Origin of the sequence: Nocardiopsis sp. YSL2 (assembly GCF_030555055.1) — a bacterium.
Classification (GTDB): domain Bacteria; phylum Actinomycetota; class Actinomycetes; order Streptosporangiales; family Streptosporangiaceae; genus Nocardiopsis.
In genome coordinates this window covers 4,416,918-4,433,668 of the sequence record NZ_JAMOAO010000001.1, presented here as the reverse complement: position 1 = coordinate 4,433,668, position 16,751 = coordinate 4,416,918, and the positions used below count along the sequence as shown (strand labels likewise).

Annotated in this window: 13 protein-coding genes; 3 read left to right on the top strand and 10 right to left on the bottom strand. The window is 70.5% G+C overall.

The window, feature by feature from the left end:
- Positions 1 to 1,350, top strand: a complete 1,350-nt coding sequence (locus M1P99_RS19505; protein WP_304454040.1) for a nucleotide disphospho-sugar-binding domain-containing protein — start codon at positions 1 to 3, stop codon at positions 1,348 to 1,350.
- Between the two features lie 180 nt (positions 1,351 to 1,530).
- The gene (locus tag M1P99_RS19500; RefSeq protein ID WP_304454039.1) at positions 1,531 to 1,995 is read left to right on the top strand and encodes an SgcJ/EcaC family oxidoreductase; all 465 of its coding nucleotides are present in this window, start codon (positions 1,531 to 1,533) and stop codon (positions 1,993 to 1,995) included.
- Between the two features lie 259 nt (positions 1,996 to 2,254).
- Here M1P99_RS19500 and M1P99_RS19495 read toward each other — a convergent pair whose 3' ends face one another.
- Positions 2,255 to 3,418, bottom strand: a complete 1,164-nt coding sequence (locus M1P99_RS19495; protein ID WP_304454038.1) for an epoxide hydrolase family protein — start codon at positions 3,416 to 3,418, stop codon at positions 2,255 to 2,257.
- 231 nt (positions 3,419 to 3,649) lie between these two features.
- On the opposite strand from M1P99_RS19495, the gene M1P99_RS19490 reads away from it, so the two are divergent.
- Complete coding sequence (locus M1P99_RS19490) at positions 3,650 to 4,831, top strand: acyl-CoA dehydrogenase (RefSeq protein ID WP_304454037.1); 1,182 nt, start codon at positions 3,650 to 3,652, stop codon at positions 4,829 to 4,831.
- A 181-nt stretch (positions 4,832 to 5,012) separates the two neighbouring features.
- On the opposite strand, the gene M1P99_RS19485 is transcribed toward M1P99_RS19490, so the two are convergent.
- The 9 genes from M1P99_RS19485 to M1P99_RS19445 form a co-directional block, all read right to left on the bottom strand.
- Positions 5,013 to 5,423: a YciI family protein gene (locus M1P99_RS19485; RefSeq protein WP_304454036.1), complete on the bottom strand. Its 411-nt coding sequence runs from the start codon at positions 5,421 to 5,423 to the stop codon at positions 5,013 to 5,015.
- A gap of 148 nt (positions 5,424 to 5,571) precedes the next feature.
- Entirely contained in the window at positions 5,572 to 6,891 is a 1,320-nt protein-coding gene (gene rfbH, locus M1P99_RS19480) for a lipopolysaccharide biosynthesis protein RfbH (RefSeq protein ID WP_304454035.1), read from the bottom strand.
- 248 nt (positions 6,892 to 7,139) lie between these two features.
- The gene (locus M1P99_RS19475; protein ID WP_304454034.1) at positions 7,140 to 8,324 is read right to left on the bottom strand and encodes a macrolide family glycosyltransferase; all 1,185 of its coding nucleotides are present in this window, start codon (positions 8,322 to 8,324) and stop codon (positions 7,140 to 7,142) included.
- 276 nt (positions 8,325 to 8,600) lie between these two features.
- The gene (locus M1P99_RS19470) at positions 8,601 to 10,160 is read right to left on the bottom strand and encodes a GMC family oxidoreductase (RefSeq protein ID WP_304454033.1); all 1,560 of its coding nucleotides are present in this window, start codon (positions 10,158 to 10,160) and stop codon (positions 8,601 to 8,603) included.
- A gap of 47 nt (positions 10,161 to 10,207) precedes the next feature.
- Positions 10,208 to 11,569, bottom strand: a complete 1,362-nt coding sequence (locus tag M1P99_RS19465) for an aspartate aminotransferase family protein (RefSeq protein ID WP_304454032.1) — start codon at positions 11,567 to 11,569, stop codon at positions 10,208 to 10,210.
- 115 nt (positions 11,570 to 11,684) lie between these two features.
- The gene (locus M1P99_RS19460; protein WP_304454031.1) at positions 11,685 to 12,905 is read right to left on the bottom strand and encodes an acyltransferase; all 1,221 of its coding nucleotides are present in this window, start codon (positions 12,903 to 12,905) and stop codon (positions 11,685 to 11,687) included.
- A gap of 525 nt (positions 12,906 to 13,430) precedes the next feature.
- Positions 13,431 to 14,171: a DUF899 domain-containing protein gene (locus M1P99_RS19455; protein WP_304454030.1), complete on the bottom strand. Its 741-nt coding sequence runs from the start codon at positions 14,169 to 14,171 to the stop codon at positions 13,431 to 13,433.
- Positions 14,172 to 14,199: 28 nt separating this feature from the next.
- Entirely contained in the window at positions 14,200 to 15,450 is a 1,251-nt protein-coding gene (locus M1P99_RS19450) for an ABC transporter substrate-binding protein (protein ID WP_304454029.1), read from the bottom strand.
- Complete coding sequence (locus tag M1P99_RS19445; protein ID WP_304454028.1) at positions 15,447 to 16,751, bottom strand: cytochrome P450; 1,305 nt, start codon at positions 16,749 to 16,751, stop codon at positions 15,447 to 15,449. Before M1P99_RS19445 ends, M1P99_RS19450 begins: the two co-directional genes overlap by 4 nt.

Genomic DNA, 16,751 nt, shown 5'->3' with positions numbered 1-16,751 from the left:
ATGCGTGTTGCATTCGTCATGTGGCCGGCGGCGGCACATCTGTATCCGTTCGTTCCGCTCGCGTGGGCGCTGAAGGCGGCGGGGCACGAGGTGTGCGTCGTCTCCCACGCCTCCATCGCGGAAACGACCGCCTCGATGGGGCTGACCCCGGTCTCGTGGTGCGACCCGAACAGCATTCCGGTGCCGATGGGCCCGGGACGCCCCTACCCGGAGGAACGCGCGGACCTGGCGCGCATCACCGAGGCCATGGCCTTCGGACCCGATGACCCCGACCGCGAGCACTGGGACGTCTTCACCCAGTTCTACCTCCCCTCCATGTGGGACTTCGTCCCGTTCAAGGGCGACCCCGGCGAGCCGATGCCGGCGATGGACGGCCTGGTGGAGTTCACGCGCACCTGGAAGCCGGACCTGGTGCTCTGGGACCCCTGCGTCCCCGGAGCGGCGGTCGCGGCCCGGGCCTGCGGTGCGGCTCAGGCACGCTGGTGGACCGCCCCCGACGTGTTCTGCCGCAGCATCGACAGGTTCACCGAGGTCACCGGGCGGCCGGGCGCTCCGGCCGTGGAGAACCCACTGGTCGAGACCGTGCGACCGATGGCCGAACGCTACGGCGTCGAGGTCGACACCGAGCTGCTGTTCGGGCAGTGGACCCTCAACCCGCAGCCCCCGGCGGTGGGACCGGACGTGTCCGCCCGGACCCTGCCGGTGCGGTGGGTCCCGCATTCGGGCCAGGAGGTCATGCCGGAATGGATATACCCGGTGCCCGAACGCCCGCGGGTGGCGGTGTCGCTCGGCCTGTCCGAGCGGCAGTTCATGGAGGGCGGCTGGAACCACATCCCGGCCCTGCTGGAGGCGCTGTCCACACTGGACGTCGAGGTCGTCGCCACGTTGAACAAGACGCAGCTGGAGGCGGTGACCACGATCCCGGACAACGTGCGCGTGGTCGAGTTCGTCCCCCTCAACCAGCTCATCCCGACCTGTTCGCTGCTCATCCACCACGGCGGCATGGGCACCGTGATGCCCGCGGTGGCGAACTGCGTGCCGCAGATCGTGGTCGACTTCGTCGGCCACGAGATCTCCGCGACCGCATCGGGGGGCCGGATGGGCCGCTCCCGGTACAGCTTGGGGCCGGCCCTGTCCAGGTATGTCACGGAGACCGGCGCGGGACTGGTCATGAACGTCAGCGACCCGTCGGCCGACGAGATGCGCGAGCAGATCACGCGGGTGCTGACCGAGTCCTCGTTCCAGCGGGGGGCCGCGCGGGTGCACAACGACATGCTGGCCACCCCCAGTCCGGCCGAGATCGTTCCCGTCCTGGAGCGGATGGCCGCCCAGTACCGGCACCCGGAGTAGACGACGCGCCGACCCGCCCCGCGGACGTGCCCCGTCGGCAGGCCTCCCCTGTCGGCGGGGCACGTGTACGGCCCGGGAGCACCCCGCCCCGGCGGCGTTCGCGGCGGCGCACCGGCCGCTGCCCGTGCGCGTACACGGGTCGGCCGACAGGAACAACCACCGCTGTGGAAGGACCACACCATGACGCCGACCGGCACCGTGTCGGATCTGTTCGCCGAATTCTCCGTCACCGAGGACCCCGACTTCTACGGCTCGTTCGACAGCGCCGAGCAGCGAGCGGTACTGGCCGTACCCCAGGTCATCCAGGCCGCCTGGAAGGCGAACGACCCGGAGATGTTCGCCCGCGTCTTCGCCGAGGGCGGCAGCCTGCTGATGCAGCAGGACCAGCTCACCAGCCGTGAGGAGATCCGGTCCTACATGGCACGCGGGTTCCGGGGCGGGCTCCGGGGCGCACGGGTGACCGGATGGCCGTTGAACGTCACGTTCCTCGGGGAGGGCGTCGCGGTCGTGGTCACCCAGGGCGGCATCATCCTCGACGGGGAGTCCGGGATCGCGCCGGAGCGGGAGATCCGGGCCCTGTGGACGATCGTGGCCGAGGACGGCCGGTGGCGCCTGCTGTGCCACCACGGCACACCCCTTCGCTAGGGCGTGTTCCGTGGATGCCGCCCGTCGCGAGCGGCGCGTCCAGTGGTGCTCTCACCAGGCCGGAGAAGGGGGATCCCCCCTGTGCGGGCTGCGCCGCCGTCGCACAGCGCGGGCCGGGACGATCCCCCTTGCCGGCTCATGAGAACGCGGTGAGAGCGCCGCCGGGGCGACGCGTGACAGGGCGGGTACCCGCCGCGCACGCCCCAGCAGGGCGCCGGAGTCCGCCGCCGGGCGGCGGACTCCGGCGTGCGCGTTCGGGCTACCGGCCGGGCAGCGACCGGGCGAACGTCCGCAGGTCGGCGGCGAACAGCGCGGGCTGCTCCATGGCCGCGAAGTGGCCGCCCCGGTCGTACTCCGACCAGTGGGCGATCGGGCCGAAGTCGCGCTCGGCGAACGCGCGGATGGGCAGGGCCGGGTCCTGCCCGAAGACGGCGACGCCGATCGGGACTTCCACAGGCTCGGGTGCCACCCCCGGGGTGAACAGGGCGCCGAGGTAGGCGGCGGACTCGCAGTAGAGCTGGGCGGCGGACGTCGCGGTCGCGGTCAGCCAGTAGATGCTCACGTTGGTCAGCAGGCGGTCCCGCCCCACTTCCTCCTCCGGGGTCTTGACCGCCTTGTTCCATTCGTGGAACTTCTCCACGATCCACGCCAACTGCCCAGCGGGCGAGTCGTTCAGGCCGTAGCCGACGGTCAGCGGCCGGGTCGACTGCACCCGCATGTAGGCGGACATCTCGGCGTCGAACCGGCCCAGCTCGGTCAGGCGCCCCAGGTCCGACTCCGACAGCCCGGACAGTTCCTCCGGGTCTCCGGACGGGGTCGTGAGCAGCATCGTCACGTGTGCGCCCAGCACGTGCCGGGGCGCCACCCGAGCGAGTTCGAGGGAGATGATCGATCCCCAGTCCCCGCCGGCGGTGACGTAGGAGTCGTAGTCGAGCCGACGCATCAGCTCCGCCCAGGCCCGGGCGACACGGCGCACGTCCCAGCCGGGTTCCGTGGTCGGCCCCGAGAAGCCGTGCCCCGGCAGGGACGGGATGACCAGGTGGAAGGCGTCGGCCGGATCTCCACCGTGGGCGCGCGGATCGGTCAGCGGGCCGATGAGGTCAAGGAACTCGACGATCGATCCGGGCCAGCCGTGGGTGAGCAGCAGGGGGCGGGCCTGCGGCTCCGCGGACCTGACGTGCAGGAAGTGCACGTTGGCGCCGTCGATCTCGGTGGTGAACTGCGAGTACCGGTTCAGCTCCCGCTCGGCGGCCCGCCAGTCGTAGTCGGACTGCCAGTAGTCGGCCAGCTCGCGCAGGTAGCCGGCGGGCACGCCGCGTTCCCACCCCGGGCTCGACACGGTGACGGGCCAGCGGGTCGAGGCGAGACGCCGGCGCAGGTCGGCCAGGTGGGATTCGGGGATATCGATCCGAAAGGGTTTCATGGGGGCTGCCTTTCTCGGCATCGTGCGGAATTCGGGGTGCGTTCCACAGGGGCCACGGAGTCGAGACCATCCTGGTCCGGCAGAACGGACGTGTCCCCTTCCGGATTGCCCTTTCTCCGTGACCTGCCAGGACTCGGACAGCGCATGTGAGAAGACGCGCCGATCAGGTACGGGGGAGCATGATTTCTCTGACTGTGGCCGTCATGTCGATTCCCTGGAGTGGAGGACATTGTGTCCGAGAACGTCGTACCGTCGTCGGACGAACTGATCAAGCGGGCCGACCAGTTGGTGCCGTTGATCAGGTCGAGAGCGTTGTCCGCGACGCAGAACCGCAATCTGGACGACGAGGTCGTCGAGGCGTTGGCCGAGGCGGGCATGTTCGAGCTCCGGCGCCCGCTCCGCTACGGCGGGTACGAAACGAGCGCGCGCGGCCTGTTCGACGTGGTGAGCACCCTGTCCGCCGGAGACGGTTCGACCGGGTGGAACACCGCGGTGTGGGCGATCGGTTCCTGGATGGCCGCCGCGTTCCCCGACCACGTGCAGGACGAAGTCTTCGCCACCCCGGCGACGCGGATCTGCGTGGTGCTGAGCCCGACCGCGGTCGCCACCGAGACCGACGGCGGACTGCGCGTGAACGGGCGCTGGCGGTTCATGAGCGGCGCGCGGCACAGCCACTGGCAGATCATCATCACCATGGCCCCGGCCCCGGACGGCAGCCAGTGGCCGGTCGCCGCACTGGTCCCCATGTCGGAGCTGAAGGTCGAGGACGACTGGTACGCCTCGGGACTCGCCGCCACCGGCAGTGTGACCACGGTGGCCGAGGACCTGTTCGTGCCGCTGGAGCGCACGCTGCCGATGCCCGCGATCCTCCAGGGCCAGTACGCGACCGAACTCAACGCCGACTCCCCCGTGTTCCGTACCCCGATGATCCCGACCGGCGCGTCCGGTTTCATCGGAGTCGCGGTCGGCATGGGCCGCGCCGCCCTGGACGAGTTCCTGGGTCGGCTGCCGGGCCGGAAGATCACGTTCACCGACTACGCCGAGCAGAGCGCGGCACCGGTGACCCACTTCCAGGTGGCCGAGGCGGCTCTGAAGCTGGACGAGGCCGAGTTCCACGCGCACAGGATGGTCGACCTGCTGGACGAGAAGGGCACCGCGGGCGAGCCGTGGACGCTGCGGGAGCGGATGCGCAACCGGGGCTGGCTCGGACGCCTGGTCGAGCTGGTCGGGGAGTCCGTGAACACGCTGGCCGACGCGAGCGGCGGATCGTCGATCTACACCTCGGTGCCGATCCAGCGCATCCAGCGGGACATGCAGGCGTTCACCCTGCACGGGCTGATGCACCCGAACACGAACTTCGAACTCTACGGCCGTGAGCTCTGCGGGCTCGAACCCAACACCATGTACATCTGACGCGGTACCGCCCGCCCCTCCCCCCGCGAGCCGGCCGCGAGGCGCCGTCGTCCTCGACGGCCGCCTCGCGGCCGGCTCGCGGGGCGTCGTCCGTCCGGCACGAGCGGCCGCGGGGCCGCGCGCGACCGTGGACGGGGGCGCACAGCCCGCCCCCGTCCACGGTCCGTGGGGATACCCCGGGTCAGGTGTCGGGAGTCAGCGAGGGCAGGACCTCCCTGACGTCGATCCATTCGTAGAGCGGTTCCCCGCCGGGGCCGGGCGCGGCGGAGAGGTGGGCCGCGATCTCGAGCGCGCGCTCGTAGGACTTCACGTCGACCATGCACCATCCGGCGACCAGCTCACCGCTCTCGGATCCCTGGCCCTCGGCGGTGACCGGAGCGGCGCCGGGGCCGTCGTAGCGCACCCAGGTGCGCGTGGGCAGGAGCGCCTGGAGGTCGACGAACTCGCCGCTCTCCCCGAGGAGTTCCGGAAACTTGTAGAGGAAGGCGGTGTGCGCCTCCGCGTCCTCGGGAGCCCACTCCTCCATCGGGGGCACGGGGCGGTGCGGCTCCGGTCCGCCTCGGTAGTGCTTGATCAGCAGGTATCTCGGCATGATGGTCTCCTGGTGTGACGGCCGCGTCCTTCCCGGCCCTCGTCTGGTGGGCGGAGCCGGTCGCAGCCGTCCACGGGGGATCCCCGCGTGGAACCGCTCGCCGGACTCCGAGGACATCGTGCACGGGCCCCGTGCGTTGGCCAACCCCTCATCGACCGCCGTCTCGGCCCCCGTTCTCGGCGAAGGAGCGGATCGATGCCGCGATGTAGTCGATCATCTCGTCGTTCAGCCCCGGGTAGACCCCGACCCAGAACGACCGCTCCGTGACGATGTCGCTGTTGGTGAGCTCGCCGACGACGCGATAGCGCACGTCCTGGTAGGCGGGATGGCGCGTGAGGTTGCCGGCGAACAGGTGGCGGGTGCCGATCTTGCGCCCCTCGAGGAACCCGATCAGTTCCGAGCGGCTGAAGGGGGCGTCCTCGGTGAGGGTGAGCACGAACCCGAACCAGCTCGGGGTGCTGCCCGGGGTCTCCGAGGGCAGCAGGAGGTAGGGCGTTCCCTCCAACCCCGCCCTCAACCGGGCCCAGTTGTCCCGCCGGGCCGCCGTGAACGAGTCGAGCTTGTCGAGCTGGGACAGGCCGAGCGCGGCCTGGATGTCGGTGGACTTCAGGTTGTAGCCGACATGGGAGTAGACGTACTTGTGGTCGTAGCCGGCCGGCAGCGTTCCCTTCTGGTGATCGAATCGCTTGAGGCAGGTGTTGCTCTTGCCCGGCGCGCACCAGCAGTCGCGGCCCCAGTCCCGCAGCGACTCGACGATCTTGGCGAGCAGCGGCCTGGAGGTCAGCACACAGCCGCCCTCGCCCATCGTGAGGTGGTGCGCGGGGTAGAAGCTCGTGGTGGCGAGGTCGCCGAAGGTCCCCGTCGGCCGGCCGTCGTAGAGCGAGCCGACGGCGTCGCAGTTGTCCTCCAGGAGGAACAGGCCGTGCTCGGCCGCCAGCGCCGCGATCTCCGCGGCCGGGAAGGGGTTGCCGAGCGTGTGTGCCAGCGCGATCGCCCGTGTCCGCGGGCCGATGGCCTCGGCCACCCGTTCCGTGGTCGCGTTGTAGGTGGCCAGGTCGACGTCGACGAACACCGGGACCAGGCCGTTCTGCACGACGGGGTTCACCGTGGTCGGGAAGCCGGCGGCGACGGTGATGACCTCGTCCCCCGGCCGCAGGCGGCGCTCCCCGAGCAGCGGCGAGGTCAGGGCGGTGATCGCGAGCAGGTTGGCCGAGGACCCCGAGTTGGTCAGCAGTGCCGTGCGGACCCCCATACGGCGTGCGAACGACGACTCGAACTCCCGGGCCGAACGCCCGTGCGCGATGCGCAGGTCCAGGGCGGCCTCGACCAGCGCGACGCGGTCGGAGGCGTCCAGCACCGCGCCCGAGGGCCAGATCTCGGTGTGCCCCGGGACGAACGGCCGGGACTTGTTGGCGTCGGCATGGTACTTGGCCACGTCGGCGAGCAGTTTCTCCTTGCGGTCGCTCATGAGCGTCTTCCCTGTCGGGACGGCGGTCTGCCGGGCCGTTCCGGCGTCCGACAACCGTGAGGGGCGGGCTGGTCGCGGGGATCGATGTCCATGTCGGCCTCGCCGCCGCGGATACGGCAGCACACCAAGGACACGCAGGGTTCTCCCCTCTTCATGGATCTCCTCCTTCACGAGCGGTCCGGTGCTGTCGCACACCGCGCCCCGGGGCCTGGTGGCGCCGGGGCGGCACCTGTCGGCGGCCGCGCGGTTCAGCCCCGGTACTCCTCCAGTACGTCCACCCCCCGGCTCGCTCCGCCGCAGTCGGCGATGATCTTCTGGTACCGCCGCACGCCTCGGCTGATCTCCTGGTCGTGCCTGATCCGTTCGACGGCCCCGCGCAGGGTCTCGGCGTCCAGGGTGTCGGGGTCCAGGCATCGTGCCAGGCCCTCGGCCTCGGCCCGCTGTGCGATCAGCCTGCACATCGGTACCGGTGGCACGACCACCATGGGGACGCCGTGGGTCACCGCGTCCATGAGGGTCTTGATCCCCGTGTGCGACACGGTCGCCGTGGCGTTGCGCATGACATCGACCTGAGGGAAGTACGGACGCACCTCGAAGTTCGACGGAAGGGGTCCGAGTTCGGCGACGTCCAGCTTGTGCGCGGCCATGGCGACCTCCCAGTCGAGGTCGCCGAAGGCCTCGAAACAGGTCCGGTAGAACCGGGGGTTGTTGTTGAACAGCGTGCCGAACGAGATGTAGAGCAGTTCCCTGTCGGGATCGGCCGGCGCCCACCGCGCCGTGTGCGGCCGGCTGTCCTCCAGGGGTCCGATGAAGTGGAACCGGTCGTCGAACGTGTCGGCCTCGTACTGGAAGTCCCGGGGAATCAGGACGAGGTTGAGATCGGCGACCGAGCTTCCGTCGAGGGCGTCGTCCTGCCACGTCACGCCGTAGTCCGCCGCGGTCTCCCGCATCGTCTTGTAGTAGCGCTGCCACGGCCACCCGGGGTCCGCCGACTCCCAGTCCTCCTCGATCGCGATGGCGTCGCGCATCCCGAGGGTCTCGTGAAAGGCGAAATGGGGGACGATCGCCGCCGAGGGCACGTCGAGGAGCTTCGCCAGCAGCCGCCCCACCTCGGTGGTCAGGTCGTAGCAGAGCACGTCGGGCGGGTCCTGGCGGAACTCCCGCAGAAGGATCGGAAGGCTGTCCCGGACGCCGCCGGCCATGTCGGTCAGCATCGCGTCGACGCGTTCGTCGGTCGCCCCCTCCGGCCAGTACATGGGAGGTACGCGGGCCGGGATGGTGATGACCCTCGCCCCGGAGGCCGCGACCGCGGGGACACACTCCTGGCCGGTCGCGTAGGTGACGCGGTGGCCGCGGGACAACAGCTCCGGGACCAGCGGGAGCATGGGGTTGACGTGGCCGTGGGCCGGTTGGACGACGATCGCGACATGCATGGGTGTGGCCTCCCGGTCTCGGGGTGTCGGTCGGTGGCCCGCGGCGGCCGGTGGACGCCGTCGGTGCCCGCGGGGCTGCTGGTGGGCGGCGCTTCGCCGGCGCCGCACCGGAAGCGATCCGGCGCTCCCGGATCGGGACCTGTCCATCGTCCGGCGCGTGGCCGCCCACGCTCGTCTCCTGGGTTGCGGTCCCCCCGGGGGACCGCGATGGCGGCGGCCCCGCCGCTCCTGGGCCTCAGGAGCGGCGGGGCCGTCGGCGCTCGGGACGGTCGGCGGTCAGGCCGCGCGCTGCGCCGGGCGCGCGGAGCCGATCAGGTCGGCCGCCCGTTCTCCGATGACGATGGCCGACGCGTTCGTCGCGCCCCGGCCCACCGTGGGCATCACCGAGGCGTCGGCGATGCGCAGGCCCTCCAGCCCCTGCACACGCAGCTCGGAGTCCACGACCCGGCCCATCGCCGCGCTGCCGGCGGCGTGCCAGATCGACTGCGCGAAGCGGCGGACGAAGGTCAGGATCTCGTCCGCGTCGTCCGAGGCCGGCACCTGGTGGGGACGCGTGGTGTAGCGGCTGAGCGCCGGCTGGCGGGCGATCTCCAGGGCGGCCCGGACACCCTCGACCGCCACCGTCCGGTCGTTCGGCTCGGCCAGGTAGTTGTGTTCGATCTTCGGCTTGGACGTCGGGTCGGAACCGACGATCGACACCTGTCCGCGGCTCTCGGGTGTGAGCATGACCGGGCCGTAGGTGATCGCGTGCTCGGTCGGGACCGACAGTCCGCTGTCGGGGAACATCATGGGTCCGCAGTAGAACGAGACGTCCGGTGCCGGAAGGTCCGGGCGGGTACGGATGAAGCCGCCGGCCTCGGGGCCGTTGGAGGTGAACGGCCCGGTGCCGTGTTCGAGGAACTCCGCCATCTCGGCCTCACCGGCCGCGATCGTACTCACCGGCTCGTCGTGCGCGTAGATCAGCGGGACGAACATGTGGTCCTGCAGGTTGCGCCCGACCCAGGGGTGGTCCACCAGGACGTCGACTCCCGCGCCCTCCAGCACCGGGGCGGGACCGATCCCGGAGTACATCAGCAGGGCCGGGGTGTTGTAGGCCCCGGCGGAGAGGACGACCTCGGCCTCGGCCTGCACCGTCATCTCCTCGCCGAACCGCTCACCCGTCACCCCGGTCACGCGGGTGCCGTCCACCACCAGGCGCAGTGCCCGGAAGTTCGAGATCACCGTGAGGTTGGGACGGTCGGCGACCGGGTGCAGGAAGGCGTCCGCGGCGCTGCACCGGCGGCCATCGCGCTGGGTGAGCTGGAACCGGCCGAAGCCGTCCTGCGTCCCGGCGTTGAAGTCGTCGTTCGCCGGGTGCCCGGCTTCGAGGGCCGCCTCGACCAGGGCCGTCATCGACGGGTTGTTCGATCGGCCGTCGGCCACGCGCAGGGGGCCGCCGACGCCGTGGTGGAAGGAGGAGCCGCGCTCGTTGTCCTCACTCCGGCGGAAGTAGGGCAGGAGCTCCTTGTAGCTCCACCCGGGCTGGCCCCAGCCGTCGTAGTCGAGCGGGTTCGCCCGGATGTAGAGCATCGCGTTGATCGAGCTCGTGCCGCCCAGGACCCGGCCCCGCGGCAGGAGCATCCGGCGCCGGTCGAGGTGCTCCTCGAAATGGGAGTCGTAGTCCCAGTCCACCCGGGTGCGGAACAGCTCCCCGAACAGGGCGGGGATGTGGATGGTCTCCATGGTGTCCGGGCCACCGGCTTCGAGCAGGCACACGCGGACGTCGGGGTCCTCGGAGAGACGGGAGGCGAGGACGCACCCCGCCGAACCGGCTCCGACGATGATGTAGTCGTACATCTCAACTTCCTCTCAAGCGGGGGCCGGAGACGGACCGGCCCCACCGGTCACTGAGCGATGTCACCCTCGGAGCCGAGCCGCGCGACCACCTCGGTCACGGCCCGGCAGGCTCGCGCCACCTCCTCACCGGTGGTCACGAGTGGCGGGGCGAGCACCAGGTTGTGGGCGTACGGCCGCGCGATCACGCCGTGCCGGGTACGGATCTCGAAGGCGACGGCCTCGCCCACTCCCCAGTCCATCGGCACCTTGTGCTCGCGGTCCGACACCAGCTCGACCGCGGCGAGGGTGCCCTCGACCCGCACGTCACCGACAGCCGGCAGGCCGACGAGTCCGGCCAGTCCCTCGCGCAGCTCGGACTCGATCTCGCGGGCCCGCTCCAGCAGTCCCTCCCGCTCGATGACCTCCACCGTCTCGAGGCCGAGAGCACACGCGACCGGGTGCCCCTGGAAGGTGTAGCCGTGGAAGAACCCCTCCTCGCCGATGACGGTGTCGGCGATCTCGTCGGTCATCAGGGTCGCCCCGAGCGGGGCGTATCCGCCCGCGACGCCCTTGGCCATGGTGATCATGTGGGGGCGCATCCCGCGGCCCGGCGAGTCGAACCACGTGCCGAGCCGGCCGAGGGCGGTCACGACCTCGTCCGCCACGAGCAGGATGCCGTGCCGGTCCAGGACCTCCTGCATCCGCGGCCAGTAGTCCTCCGGCGGTGCGATGACGCCGCCGCCCGCCATGACCGGCTCGCCGATCATGGCCGCGATGTTGCCCGCCCCGATCCGCTCGATGGTCCGTTCGAGCTCGTCGACGCAGAAGTCGGTCACGTCCGCGCCGCCGTACATCTCGGCCCGGTAGGGATAGGGCGGTGTCAGCTTCTCGAAGTCGGGCAGGTTCGGCCCGACGCCGTGCTGCATCTGCGGCAGGCCGGTGGCCGTGCCGCTGCCGTAGGTCGCGCCATGGAACGAGTAGTGCCGCGAGAGCACCCAGGTCCGGTCGGGCTCACCCCGCCGGTGGTGGAACAGCCGGGCCGCCTTGATGGCGGTCTCGACGGCCTCGGAGCCGCCGCTGGAGAAGAACACGCGGTCCAGTCCCTCTGGCGCGAGCCCGGCGAGACGGGCCGCGAGCCGGATGGCCTTGTCGTTGGAGAACTCCAGCAGGCTGGTGAAGAACTCGATCTTCTGGATCTGCTCCGAGGCGACGGCGGCGAGCTCCGGCCGGCCGTGGCCGATCGGCGAGTGCCAGACCCCGCCGCCGGCGGCGTCGAGGTACTCGTTGCCCTCGGCGTCCCACACCGTGGCGCCCTTGCCGCGGGTGATGATCACACGGTCCTTGATGTAGCCGCGCTGCATGGACCGCACGAGGTGTCGGCGGTCCAGCTCGTCGAGTTCGGCTGCGCTGAGGGAATCGTTGGTGCCCATGGAGGAACCTCCGGGGAAGAAGGGGTGGGTGCGGCTCGGTGCTCGCCCTGTCACAGTGCCGGTCCGGCCGCTGGGCGCGCGTCTCTCCTCTTGCGGTGCGGCGGTCGGCGGTCCGTCATGTCACGGTCCGATCCGGGCGGTCGGGCTCGCCGCCGGTGTCGCCGCCGTCCCCCGTGGTGGTCCGGCGGCCGGGACCCTCGCTCCGCGGACGCGCCCAGCGCCGCATCGCGGGCCGCTCGACGGCGACGAACAGCAGCCGGGACACGAGCAGCGTGACGGCGGCCAGGCCCAGGATGAAGAGGATTCCGGCCACCGTGCCCATCTTCGCGAAGGGGCCCGCCGCGCTGTCCGGGTGCAGGCGTCCGACCGCGAAGAGCGCGAGCATCATCAGCGGAAGGTGCACGAGGTAGAACGCGTACGAGGCCTCGCCGGCCCAGACGGCGGGACGGCTCTCCAGCAGGCCCGGCCTGCGGGGGTCGCGCGAGGCCGAGGCGCCGATCAGCAGCGCCACGGGGAAGGCCCACAGTCCCGCGAACGCGTAGATGTGCGGCAGGAAGAGCGCCGCGGTGTAGACGGCCACGGTGAGGGCCGCCGACCATCCCAGGCCGATGCCCACGAACCTCCGCTCCTGCACCAGGCGGGCGGTGAGCATGCCCAGGACGAAGTCGGGCAACCGGGTGACGGGGAAGAACAGGAGCAGCTTCTGCTGCAGCCAGGTGCCGCCGTCGAAGGCGGGACTGGCCGGTTCGCTCGGAGTCACCGCGCCGACCACGACCGGGATCGCGAGGATGAGCAGTCCGGTGGCCACCCACCACAACCACACCCGGTCGCGGCGGATCCGCCGCACCAGCACATAGAACAGCGGGAACACCGCGTAGAAGAAGACCTCGACCCCCAGTGACCACGTCGGGCTGTTGGGGGACTGCGCCGCGAACTCGAAGTTCCAGACCCAGGCCTGCAGCAGGAACAGGTAGTTGACCAGAATGGGGTAGATCTGCATCCCCAGGCCGATCACGAACACCACGGCGACGGCCGGGAGGAACACCACGAGGTGGTTCGGGACGATCTTCATGAAGCGTCGGCGGTAGAAGCCGAGGACCGGATCCCCGGCCCTGGCCGACCAGGTGAGCACGAAGCCGCTGAGTACGAAGAAGAACGACACACCCAGGTATCCGGCGTCGTGGGCGACGGTCGAGAAGCCTCCCGCGACGGCGGGGTTCGCGAACGGCGACAGGAACGCGATGTGGGTGATGAAGACCAGCAGGGCGGCGACGAAGCGGAGGCTCGTCAGTGCCGGGCGCGCGTCTCCGCGCACGTCGATCGAGTCTGGGGTCATGCGGTTCACTCCCTCGTGGGTCACGTCCGTCCGCGGGCGCGGCGCCCGGGACACATCCGGCTCCGGCCGCGTCCGGCGCGGGCTCGCGCGGGCAGAGCCCGACGGTCCCGCGGAAGCGACGGCGGGCACGTCCTGTCCTGTGCGCGCCAGCCGCCCGACGGCCCTTCTCCCGTGACGGAGGGAGGGACCGGGCTCGGTCACCGCGGGCACTGGGACGGCCTCCCGGTCGACGGTTCACTCCCGATTCCGTGCGGCGGACCGAAGGTGGACCGGGGCCGTCGTGACCAACAGTGGCACGCGCGATTCAGGACCGCTTCTTGTCGCGTGCGGTCAGCAGCCTGACCTCGATCGAGGCAATGCCGTTGTGGAAAGAAAAAGCGCGGGGCCCCGTGCGGCGGGGAGATGTCAGACATCTCCACTCACCCGCACGGGAGCCCCGCTGGTTTCTTTCCCTACCCTATTCTGACTCGTCGCGGATTTCCGGTGATGGTGTGACCACCGGAGCGAATGATCCGGTGGGGAACCCTACTCGGACTCGTATTCGTCGTGCCGGAGGATGGGCCGCACAGGATCGGTGTAGCGGTCGCTGGGCTTCTCCCATTCCTCCTGCCGGCCGAGCGCTGTGAGGTCGAGCAGATGGTACGTGGTGTCGAAGACCTCGGTGCCGCGGGCGTAGGTCGAATAGGTGTGGAAGATGCGGTCGCCGTCGCGCAGGAAGACGCTGGCCCCGGGCACCTCCATGCCGTCGAACCCGCTCAGACCGTCGTTGACCAGGGCTTCCCGGTCCTTGAAGTTGTACCAGACCGGGACCTTGGCATCGTCCAGAGTCGTGTGGAAGTCGTAGTTGAAATCGCTGTTCCCCGAGGAGTACCAGGTGAAGTCCCAGCCCATTCGCTCCTTGTAGGCCAGCAGTTTGGAAAACGGAGCCCGCGACACCACGGCCAGCGAGGTGTCACGCCGGTGCAGATGGGCGAAGTTGCCGAAGTTGTCCACCAGGAAGGAGCAGGCCGGGCAGCCCTCGTCCCAGTCGGGGTGGAACATGAAATGGTAGACGATGAGCTGCCTGCGCCCCTCGAACATGTCGAGCAGCGACGTCTCCCCCGTTGGCCCTTCGAGAAGGTATTCCTTGTCGACCTCGACCATGGGCAGTTCGCGTCGGGCGGCGTTCAGTGCGTCCCTCGCCCTGGTCGCCTCCTTCTCCCTGACCAGGAATTCCTTGTGGGACTCCAGCCATTCATCCCGCGAAACGATTCTCGGCAGTGCCATCATCTACTCCTCTGGTTTTCCTGGACTGTCACGTCCCGCCACGACGGTGCGTGGCGGAGCTCTGAGGCGCGGCGTCCGGCCCGCGACCGGCGACGCCGGCGGCGATGTCGGCCCGCAGGGCCGCGACGTCACCCGACCCGGAGAACCTGCCCACCGCGCCGGTCACGGCGGCGGTCACCTCCGGCGCGCACGCCGAGCCGTGGGCACACGACGGCACGAGCCTCGCCCGTTCGAGGTCCGCGATCGCCGCTCGCTGGTACTCCGGGTAGTCGGCGGGGTCGGCGTCGGTGCGCACCGGGATGGACCCCTTCCTGGTGTTGAACGCCTTCTGGCCCTCGATGCTGCCGACCGCCCTCAGCCAGCAGTGCGCTCCCTCCGGGTTGGGAGCGCCCCTGGGCAGGACGAACGCGTCGCCGAGCCACTGGAAGGTCCCGGCGGTCCCCGGGAACGGCTGGTACCTGCAGTCGCCGAGCCCGGCCTCCTCCAGAGCGCCGACGACCCAGTCGCCCATGAACAGGTAGCCGGCCGCTCCGCCGCTCAGGAGCTTCGCCGCCTCGGGCCAGTGCAGGTCGTCGCGGTCCGGGTTCGTGTACGACAGCAGCGTCCCGTAGGCGTCGAGCGCCCCGCCGATGTCACGTCCGGACCAGTCGGACTCCCCGGCCCACAGCGACTCGAACCGTTCGGGTCCGAGCTCGGAGAGCAGGACTCCTTCGAGGAGTTCGAGCTGCGTCCAGGCGGCACCGAGCGCGAGCGGGTGCTCGACGCCGGCGGACCTGAGCGCGTCCAGGTCGCGGACGAACTCGTCGAGGGTGGCGGGCCGACCCGTGAGTCCGGCCCGGGCCAGGACCTCCCCGTTGCCCCACAGCATCAGGCGGTGGACACCCGCGGGCACGGTGTAGATCTTCCCGTCCACGGTGAGGGCGTCGAGCAGTCCCCTGGGCAGGACGTCGACCAGGCCCCACTCCACGAACCGGTCGTCGAGTGCCGTGAGGTGTCCGGCGTCGATGTGGTCCGCCAGTTCCCCGCCGGGATGCGCTTGGAAGCTGTCCGGCGGGTCGTTCTCGCGCAGCCGGGACCGCAGGACCCGTCGCGGATCCGGGGTCCCGCCTCCGGCGACGACGGGATTGACGAACCCATGCCCGGGACACGCCTGCGCGAACACCTCCCCCAGGGCGTCGACCGCGGCCTTCTCCGCGGCCTGGTCGGGATCGTCGTCGGTCGCCCAGGCGAAGACCTCGACCTCGGCGGCGCCGGGGGCGGGGGATCCGCCGGCCCTCATGTCGCGGCCCGGTGCGTTCCGCGGTCGGGGCCGCCGGGGGTGAAGGTCACGGGAAGGTGCTTGATCCCGTTGACCAGCGACGACTTCAGCCGCACCGGCTCTCCCGCGACACGGATGTCGGGAATCCGCGTCAGTATCTGGCGGAAGATCACCGTCAGCTCCAGGCGGGCCAGGTGCGCACCGAGGCAGAAGTGCGGCCCCGGCCCGCCGTAGCCCACGTGCGGGTTCGGATCGCGCAGCACGTCGAAGCGCGCCGGGTCGTCGAAGTAGCGCGGATCGCGGTTGGCCGCCCAGTGGAACATGAGCACCTTGTCCCCCGGGCCCAGCCGTCGGCCACCGATCTCCACCGGTTCGGCGTCCTCGGCGACGGTGCGCCGCTGGCACATCACCGGTGAGGACCAGCGGACGATCTCCTCCACAGCCGTGGGCGTCACCCCGCCGATGTCGGACAGCCAGACGGCCCGCTGCTCCGGGAATCGGGTGAGGAGTTCGATGCCCCAGCTGATCGCGTTGCGGGTGGTCTCGTTGCCGGCGCTGACGAGCAGGATGAAGAAGCTGGCCAGCTCCGTGGGGGTGAGCGCCTCGCCCTCGATCTCGGCGTTCAGCAGCGTGGAGATCAGGTCGTCGGTGGGGTTCGTGGCTCTCTGCTCGGCCAGCCCGTGCATCAGGTCGGCCAGTGCCCGGCTGGCACCGAACATCACGCCCAGGGGATCGTCATGCTCGGCGACGAAATCCGGGTCCGCGAGGCCGAGCAGCAGGTTGGTCTGCTCGTCCACGAACTCGTGCTGGCTGCGGGGGATGCCCATCATGTCGCAGATGACGCGGAGCGGAAGTTTCGCGGAGATGTCGGTGACCGCGTCGCACTCGCCCCTCTCGATCACCTCGTCGACGATCTCCGTGGCCACCTGGGAGACGTTGTCCATGAGCGCGTTCACCATCTTGGGGGTGAAGACCCGGGAGACGATCCGCCGCAGCCGGCCGTGCCGGGGACCGTCCATGGTGATGATCGACTCGCCGAACTCGGCCATCATCTCGGCCGGCAGGTCCACCACGCTGCCGGTCCCCCGGCCGGAGATGAACCTGTTCGCGTCCCGTGTGACCTGGAGGACGTCGTCCATCCGGGTCAGCGCGTAGTAGCCGGGGCCGCGCGGTGCCCCGCCGAAGTCCGGTTCGGGGTAGAACGGCAGCGCGGACCGGGCGCGCAGCGCGTCGAAGGCGGCGTGCCGGTACTCGATCGGCTTGGACCAGAAGCCGTCGACGTCGTTGATGTCGATCGCGTCCACGTCACTGAAGGTACTCAT

What these genes read in the sequence shown, in the direction of transcription:
- M1P99_RS19465 (WP_304454032.1), bottom strand. Translation starts at nt 11,569, where the DNA reads ATGGGCACCAACGATTCCCTCAGCGCAGCCGAACTCGACGAGCTGGAC.
- M1P99_RS19475 (WP_304454034.1), bottom strand. Translation starts at nt 8,324, where the DNA reads ATGCATGTCGCGATCGTCGTCCAACCGGCCCACGGCCACGTCAACCCC.
- M1P99_RS19505 (WP_304454040.1), top strand. Translation starts at nt 1, where the DNA reads ATGCGTGTTGCATTCGTCATGTGGCCGGCGGCGGCACATCTGTATCCG.
- M1P99_RS19500 (WP_304454039.1), top strand. Translation starts at nt 1,531, where the DNA reads ATGACGCCGACCGGCACCGTGTCGGATCTGTTCGCCGAATTCTCCGTC.
- M1P99_RS19460 (WP_304454031.1), bottom strand. Translation starts at nt 12,905, where the DNA reads ATGACCCCAGACTCGATCGACGTGCGCGGAGACGCGCGCCCGGCACTG.
- M1P99_RS19445 (WP_304454028.1), bottom strand. Translation starts at nt 16,751, where the DNA reads ATGAGTACCTTCAGTGACGTGGACGCGATCGACATCAACGACGTCGAC.
- M1P99_RS19495 (WP_304454038.1), bottom strand. Translation starts at nt 3,418, where the DNA reads ATGAAACCCTTTCGGATCGATATCCCCGAATCCCACCTGGCCGACCTG.
- M1P99_RS19455 (WP_304454030.1), bottom strand. Translation starts at nt 14,171, where the DNA reads ATGGCACTGCCGAGAATCGTTTCGCGGGATGAATGGCTGGAGTCCCAC.
- M1P99_RS19485 (WP_304454036.1), bottom strand. Translation starts at nt 5,423, where the DNA reads ATGCCGAGATACCTGCTGATCAAGCACTACCGAGGCGGACCGGAGCCG.
- M1P99_RS19450 (WP_304454029.1), bottom strand. Translation starts at nt 15,450, where the DNA reads ATGAGGGCCGGCGGATCCCCCGCCCCCGGCGCCGCCGAGGTCGAGGTC.
- M1P99_RS19470 (WP_304454033.1), bottom strand. Translation starts at nt 10,160, where the DNA reads ATGTACGACTACATCATCGTCGGAGCCGGTTCGGCGGGGTGCGTCCTC.
- rfbH (WP_304454035.1), bottom strand. Translation starts at nt 6,891, where the DNA reads ATGAGCGACCGCAAGGAGAAACTGCTCGCCGACGTGGCCAAGTACCAT.